Source organism: Pseudomonas sp. MD195_PC81_125, assembly GCF_014060985.1.
Classification (GTDB): Bacteria; Pseudomonadota; Gammaproteobacteria; order Pseudomonadales; family Pseudomonadaceae; genus Aquipseudomonas; species Aquipseudomonas parakoreensis.
This window is the reverse complement of the sequence record NZ_JABULD010000048.1, coordinates 1-8621: the sequence shown is the minus strand read 5'-3', so window position 1 is coordinate 8621 and position 8621 is coordinate 1. Positions and strand designations below refer to the sequence as shown.

Genomic DNA, 8621 nt, shown 5'->3' with positions numbered 1-8621 from the left:
GTGGAGGCAGTCACGGCGGCGGTGCCGGCAGCGCTGGCCATAGCGGCGACAGTGCCGGGCACTCAGGCAGCGTCTCCAGCAATGGCCGCGCTGAAGGCCAGGAAACGGATCATGACGGCAGGGCCGTACGGGATCATGGCGTCAGTGGTCAACATATTGGACGCGACCACAATACCGACCGTGGGCACGGCGTGGCCACTTCAGGTGTAGCGCATTCGAAGGACACCAAGGGGTTGTCGAAAGCCACGGCGATCTCCGCCACGACGCCAGGCGATCACAATACCAAGGGATTGAGCAAGGCGAGCCTTTCCACCGATAAATAAGCCCTTACTCGTAACCCGCCAGGTCTCATGCTCGGTTGAGCTCCAAACCTGGCGGGTTTCGCTTCACCCTTTCAAACTCATTTCTCATGGCCCGCGGACCCTTTTCAAGTCAGGTGCGAATTGCATCGTGCTTGGTACGCAGCGGCTGAAGCGTACACGTCAAAGCTCAGCGCAACCGCTGCGGCGCTTCCCGGAATAACCTCTGTTTTGCTCTGCGTCAGCAGTCATGCGCCTGCACGAGCGTACTGTCGCGCCTGCCGTTTGGCAGATTCAGCCGACAGTTTTTCACAGATCAGGTTCACCCTTGGTTACAAAGTATGGCTAAAATGCCATCCGATTACCCAATAGCCGCTCACGGCACGGGCTCAAGGAAGTGCCACCGGGACAGTATTTGTATTCATGCCACTGCATCAGACCCTGGGCCTTTGGCCGGCAGGCGCGCAGTTTGTTCACTTTTGACGTGTGACGATTTCCGTGAAACTCATCATTGCCGCTATTTATGTCATTTCCATTGCATACGTTCACCTTCGTGGTCGTGTGCGTCACAAACTGGGCCGTCAGTTGAGCGACCACTCGACGTTTCTGGCGCCGATCAACTGCTTTCTGTACCTGTTTTCAAAGAAACCAAACAAGCCCTATCTCGATCCTTCCGAGTTTCCGGACTTGAGCCCGTTGCAGGCGCATTGGGAAGAAATTCGCCAGGAAGGGCAGGACCTGCTGCGTGCCGGTGAGATCAAGCGCTCGAATCAGTACGACGATGTGGGTTTCAACTCGTTCTTCAAAAGTGGCTGGAAGCGTTTCTACCTCAAGTGGTACGGCGAGAGTCATCCGTCGGCGATGAAACTGTGCCCGCGCACTACCGAACTGGTGCAGAGCATCGGTTCGATCAAGGCCGCGATGTTTGCCGAACTGCCACCGGGTTCGAAACTGGTTCGTCACCGTGACCCTTATGCGGGCTCCTATCGCTACCACTTGGGCCTGGATACGCCGAACGATGCGGGTTGCTACATCAACGTCGACGGTGAAAGCTACCACTGGCGCGACGGTGAAGCGGTGATGTTCGATGAGACTTACATCCACTACGCCGAAAACACCACCGACAAAAACCGCATCATCCTGTTCTGCGACATCGAGCGTCCGATGAAATATCGCTGGGCGGCCGCGTTCAACAGATGGTTCAGTCGCACCGTGATGTCCGCTGCTGGTGCGCCGAACGATGCCGGCGACCGCACTGGCGGGATCAACCGTCTGTTTACCAAGATCTACAAAGTGCGACTGCGTGGCAAAGAGCTGAAAAAGCGCAATCGCGCGCGTTACTACATGGAAAAATGGGCGATCTTTGGCGGTTTGCTGGCGATCTTCATTCTGATCTGACTGGTGTGTCGCACCTGTTTGTCATTGCCAAAGACTGGTGTCCACAGGGGCATTGCAAACCGTGGGCGCCAGCCTGCTGGCAATGACTGTCTCAAAAGCAACCTGTCAGTTACCTGACAGGCGTTGAATATTCATTCCCCAGAGGCTTTTTTGGTTTTCCTTGCCGGCGTGGACTTCGTGGGTTTCTCCGGTTTAGCCTTGGACTTGGCCGGCGCTTTCCCACCCAGACTGCGTTTAAGCAGCTCGGTCAAGTCGATCACATCCGCAGACTTGCGCTCCTCTTCGCCACCTACGGTCTCGACATCCTCGATCTTGCCTTCGTGGGCCTTCTTCTCGACCAGGGCCATGATCTTGTCCTCGAACTCGTCCTTGTAGTCCTCCGGGCTCCAGTCGCCGCTCATGTCCTGCACCAGACGTTTAGCCATGTCCAACTCGCCCTTGGCCAGTTGCGGCTTGGTCACCTCGCTGCCCAGTTCCAGTTCGTCGAGGCCGCGCACCTCCTGCGGCCAGCGCAGTTTCACCAGCACCAGCGCCGATTCCAGCGGCATCAGCGCCGCAAGATATTGCCGAGTGTGCAGGACGACGCGGGCGAGGGCGACCTTGTTGGTTTTGCTCAATGTTTCGCGCAGCAGGGCGTAGACCTTGCCGCCGCGTTTGTCCGGGGCCAGGTAATAAGGCGTGTCGATGTTCTGCAGTGGAATCTGCTCGGCATCGACGAAGGAGAAAATGTCGATGGTCTGCGTGGACACCGGGTGCGCCGAGCGGATTTCTTCCTCGCTGAGCACCACATAGCGGCCCTTCTCATAGGCCACACCTTTGACGATGTGCTCCTTGGTGACCTCCTTGCCGGTGACTTTGTTTACCCGTTTATAACCCACCGGATCCATGCTGCGGCTGTCGAGCCAGTCAAAGTCGACGCCGTGCGAAGACGTTGCCGACACCAGCGCAACGGGGATATGCACCAGTCCGAAACTGATTGCGCCTTTCCAGATTGCCCGAGCCATGGTGAGTCCTCCGCGAATGATGTTCAGGTGACCTGCAGCCGGCGGCGAAAGTTTCCAGCGTTTGCCGGAGACAGCAGTGCTGTCGGTCAAGCCGTGTTACATCTTGTTTAAGGGCGATGGGTTAACAAATCCGAACCCGGGGCGTAGCGTGGACTCGAAGGCTCTATCACCTGTGCATCGAGAGGCCATCCCATGAACCGAATATTGCCCGGCATCATCGTTCTGCTCCTTGGGGCAGGTCTTGTACATGCCGAGGTCACGGCACCGTCCGCGCCGCTGTTGCTGGCACAAAGTCCCACCGGCAACAGCAACAATCCCTACAACAGCCCGATTCGCCGCGCCAATCCCAACAGCATGCAGGGCACCCAGCCCAGTACGCCGGTGATTCGCGGGCCGAATACAGTGCCGGTGCCCAGCACGCCCACCGTTGGCAATGGCGGCATCGGCAATGGTCAGCAGCAACGCTCGGTACCGAGTACACCACCCAGATTCATTCCCAACCCACCGCCGCGTGATGGAGACAGCAACCGTTGAACATCAGGCCTGAGCGCCTGTCAGCCTTCGAAACGAACAAAAAGGAATCGTGCATGTTGCGTAAAACCTTTCTAGCCACGCTGTGCGCCGGCACGTTGCTCAGCGCGCCCGCCTTCGCTGCGACCCCCAAAGCGCTGCAGAGCGAGCAGGGCGCCCTTGAAGTCACCACGATTACTCAAGGCCTGGAGCATCCGTGGGCGCTGGCGTTTCTGCCGGATCGTCAGGGCATGCTGGTAACCGAGCGGCCGGGCAACCTGCGGGTGATTACCGCTGATGGCAAGCGTTCCGAGCCCATCAGCGGCGTGCCCAAGGTCTGGGCCAAGGGCCAGGGTGGCTTGCTCGATGTAGTGCTGTCGCCGGACTTCCGGCAGGACCGATTGGTCTACCTGTCCTACGCCGAGGGCGGTGGCGCCGGGGATAAGGCCGGGACGGTGGTGGGGCGAGGCCGGCTGTCGGACGATTTGAAGACGATCAGCGATTTTAAGGTGATCTTCCGTCAGGAGCCGAAGCTCTCGACCGGTAACCATTTCGGTTCACGTCTGGTGTTCGACCGCGATGGCTATCTGTTCATCACCCTCGGCGAAAACAATGATCGGCCGACCGCGCAGGATCTCGACAAACTGCAGGGCAAGGTCGTGCGGATTTTCCCCGATGGCAAGGTGCCGGACGACAATCCGTTCGTGGGCCAGTCCGGCGTACGTCCGGAAATCTGGTCCTACGGCCACCGCAACCCGCAGGGCGCGGCGCTCAATCCGTGGAACGGCACACTCTGGGAGAACGAACACGGACCCCGAGGCGGCGATGAGGTGAACATCATCGAGCGCGGCAAAAACTACGGCTGGCCGCTGGCGACCCACGGTATCAACTATTCTCTGCAACCGATTCCCGAAGCCAAGGGCAAAAGTGTCGAAGGTGCGGTTGACCCGCACCACGTCTGGGAGAAGTCGCCGGGTGTTTCCGGCATGGCGTTCTATGACGCTGATCGTTTCAAGCCGTGGCAGCAGAATTTGTTCATCGGCGCGCTGGTCAGTCAGGAGCTGATCCGCTTGCAGTTCGATGGGGACAAAGTGGTGCACGAGGAACGGCTATTGGGCGAGCTTAAACAGCGGATTCGTGATGTGCGGCAGGGGCCGGATGGCTATCTGTACGTGCTGACGGATGAGCAGGACGGTGCGCTGTACAAGATTGGCCTGAAGTGACCTCACTTCAATTTTTCACGGATGTCCTGTGGCGAGGGCGCTTGCTCCCGCTGGGTTGCGCAGCAGCCCCAAGACCTTGTGAGCGCTACGCACTCATGCGGTAGCAAGCTCCCTCGCCACAAAAAAAAACCTCTAGGGCCTGACAATAGTTGGCACAGCGCGGGCATACACAACCACCGCCGCCCGTAATTTCCCACGCCCAAACCGACTCATCTTCTCAAACTCGCCATGGCTGACCGGCACATGCTGGCAGTCTATCGGTTGACGATGCTGGCTGTGGTCGACATCCGGATCGTGCAGGTACACAAAGTCTTCATCGCAATCGGTGACCACCACCCAATGCGGGGACTTGGAACGGGTCAGGCGATAGCTGCTGATCAGCACCAGAGGCTGTCCGCCAGCCTGCAGCAGGCGCGGCAAATCCAGATGGTTGCCAATCTTGCGCTCGATGTCGGTGTCTTGAATTTGCGTGGTGAATTCATGGTGCACCAGGCGCATGACGTCTTTTTTATGCTCATCGCGCACACCATCGAGAAACAATGGCCCGGCCATGCTGAGCTGCAAACGCACTTGGAAACCTCGACGCCAAGCGGCCAGTGCCAGGCCTTGAGGACTGCAGCCACCATGGCCGGAGGTCATGAACACCGTGGTCGCCTCACGCCAGATCTGCAATTCTTCGCGCCGCTCCAGTGAGCGCGCCGACTGCAATGCGCCCATGGCCATCAATAGACAGGCCGGGCCACAAGTGAAATCGGTGGTTTGCGGGTAATAGGGCACCTTGATGTTGCGCGAATCACGGTGCTGAACAATGCGCTTTTCCAGGCGCAGCGCATCGGCATGGTCTTCGTAGTAATCGTGAATCAGCGCAAAGCGTCGGTAGCCGTTGCGCTCGTAAAGCGAGATGGCGCCGGGGTTGTCGATGCGCACCTCAAGACGCAGGTACGCGCAGTCATGCTCGACGGCACAGGCCTCGATACGTTGCAGCAATTGTTTTCCCAGCCCAGTACCGCGCGCTTCGCCGGCAATGGCGATGGAATACAGGCGCGCCAGTGATGTGCCGCGATGAAACAGCACCAGGGCGTAGCCGAGCAATTGACCGTCAAGTTCGGCGACCAGCAGTTGCGCATGGGCGCGGGTGATCATCCATTGAAAGCTGCGGCTGGTGAGCCGGTCGCTGGTGAAACATTGCATTTCCAAGGCCAGCAGCGCTGGCAGATCTTCAACTACCGCCAAACGGAAAACAGCATTCATATGACCACCGTAAAAGTTGCGTAACGAAACGGGACTTTCGAAAAACTTCGTGCTTAATAGAAATGGTCTTGTTCTCCAACGGATCAATCTCTATGTCAGCGGTACAGGGTCATTGGCGCGAAGTATCCGAGCAAAGTTTGTCGGCGGCAACTTTTTTAAATCCAGCCATCAGAACTTCCAGTCAAGTGTTGATCATCGTCGAACGCAAGGAAGATTGGGCCTCGTACTTCCCCAGCGAGGACATCGTCACCGCTCAGGAATACCTCGAGCAAACCCGTGACAACGAGCCGGGCAAGCGGGTGCAGGTGATCAATCTGTGCCGCAGCTACAAGTATCTGGGGCACGGTTACTACTGCTCGCTGCTGGCAGAAGCCCGCGGCCACAAGGTGATTCCATCGGTGCGCACCATCAGCGAACTGACGAAAAAAATCGCTTTACGGTCTGGCACTGGACGATCTCGATAAAAATCTGGAAAAAGCCCTCACGCATCATCTGTACAGCGATACCGAAGGTTTCACCCTGACGCTTTACTTCGGCAAAACGCATATCGAGCCGCTGCAGGATCTGGCTCGACAATTGTTTGAAGTGTTTCCGTGCCCGATTCTGTTAGTTGAGTTTCGGCGAACTAACGGTTGGCACATCGAAGGCATTAAGTCCGGTGCCCTGCACAAGTTGCGCGACGATCAGGAAGATCAGTTCGCCAATGCGCTGGACGGTTTCAGTCGTAAAGTCTGGCGGGCGCCACGCTCGCCGCAAGTGGCGCGTTACGACCTGGCGATCCTCCACGATCCGCAGGAGGCCTTGCCGCCATCCAACGCCAAGGCACTGGAGAATTTCGTCCGGGTCGGCAAGCGCATGGGCATCGACGTCGAGCTGATCGAGCGCAAGGACTATGCGCGGATCGCTGAGTACGACGGCTTGTTGATTCGCGAGACCACCAGCGTCGACAACCACACCTATCGCTTTGCCAAGAAGGCTGAAAGCGAAGGCCTGGTGGTGATGGACGACCCCACGTCGATCCTGCGCTGTACCAACAAGGTCTACCTGACCGACCTGCTCAACAGTCATCAATTGGGCATGCCCGCCACGGAAATTCTCTACAAGGAACGACCGGAAGATTTCGAACGGGTCGGTGAACGCCTCGGTTTTCCGCTGGTGTTGAAGATCCCCGACGGCTGTTTTTCTCGCGGAGTGATCAAAGTCGAAAGCCAGCAGGCGCTGCTGGAGGCCACCGCCGAACTGTTCGAACACTCGGTGTTGCTGCTGGCTCAGGAGTTTTTCTACACCGAGTACGACTGGCGCATCGGCGTGCTCAACCGCAAACCGATCTTCGCCTGCCAGTACTTCATGTCCAAGGGCCACTGGCAAATCTACAACCACAAAGCCAAGGGCCAGGACGTCAACGGCGAGTGTCGCACCCTGGCCGTTCACGAGGCGCCGCGAGCGGTGGTGGAACTGGCGGTGAAGACCGCCAACCTGATCGGCGATGGCCTCTACGGCGTGGACCTGAAACAGGCCGGCGACAAAGTGGTGGTGATCGAGGTCAACGACAACCCGAACCTCGACGCCGGTATCGAAGACGCCTACTTGCAGGACGATCTGTATTCACTGGTGCTGGAGGAGTTCGTGCGACGGCTGGAACTCAAACGTCGCGGCCAGGCCTGGTGACGCGCCGATGATCAGCAGCTTCGCACTGACTCATGGCGCGTTGCAGCGGGTCGAGCGGCTGGACGCCGAGGTGATGCTGTTCAGCAATCCCGATGCGGCCGAGCGTGACTTGCTCCACAGCCACTACAAGGTCGACGAACACGCGTTGGCCTCGGCGCTGGACCCGGACGAAGTCTCGCGAATCGAGTTTCACCCCGACCACTTGTTCCTGATCTGGAAACGCCCGGAAAACTATTCCGGCGGTGGCAGCCTGGCGTTTGAGGTGTCGTCCTGCGGCCTGCTTTTTGCGCCCGGTCAGTTGCTGGTGATCGCCACCGATGACACGCCGCTGCACGGCATCGGCACGCGCCAGCCGCTCAATGCGCCGCTGGATGTGTTGCTCGATCTGCTGTTCAACAACATCCACCATTACCTCGGCCATCTGAAGGTAATCAAACTGGTCGCCCGCGAGCTGCAGCAGAAGTTCAACGCCTCGATGCAGAACCAGCATCTGGTGCAGATGTTCAACCTCAGCGAAAGCCTGATCTATTACATCAACGCCCTGCACAGCAACGGCGCGGTGTTGACGCGGCTGCGCAATCATGCGGAAAAACAGCACTTTGGCAGCGAGGCGATCGGATTAATCGACGACCTGATCATCGAAAACAACCAATGCTACAAACAGGCGGAAATCTACTCCACGGTGTTCTCCGGGTTGATCGATGCGCGTGGCAACCTGATGAACAACAGCATGAACAATCTGCTGCGCAAACTGACGTTGATCAACGTGGTGTTTCTGCCGTTGAACCTGATTGCGAGCATTGGCGGGATGTCGGAATTCAGCATGATGACGGCGGGCACGCCGTGGTGGATTTCCTACCCGGCGTTTCTGCTGGTGATGTTGTTGGGGGCCGGGGGGATGTTGTTCGGGTTGCGGCGGTTGGCCAAGTGATCCGTGGTGACTTGGCCGACGCCAGCCTATAGCGTCAGCGTCAAATAAACCATTGACTCGCCGGTCGCCGCCGGGCTAATTTCAGGCCCATGACTTCCACCGTATTGCGCTGCCAGCCAAGCATTATTACCGCCATTCCTCATTTGGCGGGCTAGCTCACGACTGCAGCACCCAACCCGCCCTAGAGGCGGGTTTTCATTTTCTGTCTCCGGGGTTTTACCAACGAAGGCTCCCTGTAGGAGCTGCCGAAGGCTGCGATCTTTTGATCTTGCTTTTTGATTTTGAGAAAAAACAAAAGTCAAAAGAATCGCAGCCTSCCGGGCAGCTCCTRCAGGGG

General features: G+C 58.1%; 8 protein-coding genes and 1 pseudogene. 6 read left to right on the top strand and 3 right to left on the bottom strand.

Annotation, left to right across the window (positions count from 1 at the left end):
• Together HT737_RS02575 and lpxO are read left to right on the top strand one after the other, a co-directional pair.
• Positions 1-323 (top strand): hypothetical protein (locus HT737_RS02575; protein WP_182401325.1); only part of this gene is annotated, 323 nt, incomplete at its 5' end.
• Between the two features lie 474 nt (positions 324-797).
• Positions 798-1697, top strand: coding sequence for a lipid A hydroxylase LpxO (gene lpxO, locus HT737_RS02570; protein ID WP_007964602.1), 900 nt, complete (start codon positions 798-800; stop codon positions 1695-1697).
• Between the two features lie 131 nt (positions 1698-1828).
• Here the strand turns inward: lpxO and HT737_RS02565 are convergent, their stop codons facing one another.
• Positions 1829-2701, bottom strand: a complete 873-nt coding sequence (locus HT737_RS02565; protein ID WP_047294709.1) for a Ku protein — start codon at positions 2699-2701, stop codon at positions 1829-1831.
• 192 nt (positions 2702-2893) lie between these two features.
• On the opposite strand from HT737_RS02565, the gene HT737_RS02560 reads away from it, so the two are divergent.
• Together HT737_RS02560 and HT737_RS02555 are read left to right on the top strand one after the other, a co-directional pair.
• Complete coding sequence (locus tag HT737_RS02560) at positions 2894-3235, top strand: hypothetical protein (RefSeq protein WP_047294653.1); 342 nt, start codon at positions 2894-2896, stop codon at positions 3233-3235.
• Between the two features lie 53 nt (positions 3236-3288).
• Positions 3289-4434, top strand: a complete 1146-nt coding sequence (locus HT737_RS02555) for a PQQ-dependent sugar dehydrogenase (RefSeq protein ID WP_182401323.1) — start codon at positions 3289-3291, stop codon at positions 4432-4434.
• 132 nt (positions 4435-4566) lie between these two features.
• Here the strand turns inward: HT737_RS02555 and HT737_RS02550 are convergent, their stop codons facing one another.
• Complete coding sequence (locus HT737_RS02550; protein ID WP_182401321.1) at positions 4567-5685, bottom strand: GNAT family N-acetyltransferase/peptidase C39 family protein; 1119 nt, start codon at positions 5683-5685, stop codon at positions 4567-4569.
• A 92-nt stretch (positions 5686-5777) separates the two neighbouring features.
• On the opposite strand from HT737_RS02550, the pseudogene HT737_RS02545 reads away from it, so the two are divergent.
• Positions 5778-7353 (top strand): annotated as a pseudogene (locus HT737_RS02545) (RimK family protein).
• A 7-nt stretch (positions 7354-7360) separates the two neighbouring features.
• Positions 7361-8284, top strand: a complete 924-nt coding sequence (locus tag HT737_RS02540; protein WP_182401319.1) for a magnesium transporter CorA family protein — start codon at positions 7361-7363, stop codon at positions 8282-8284.
• Between the two features lie 26 nt (positions 8285-8310).
• Here HT737_RS02540 and HT737_RS31140 read toward each other — a convergent pair.
• On the bottom strand, positions 8311-8621 hold a 311-nt coding region (locus HT737_RS31140), incomplete at its 5' end, for a hypothetical protein (RefSeq protein ID WP_220459294.1).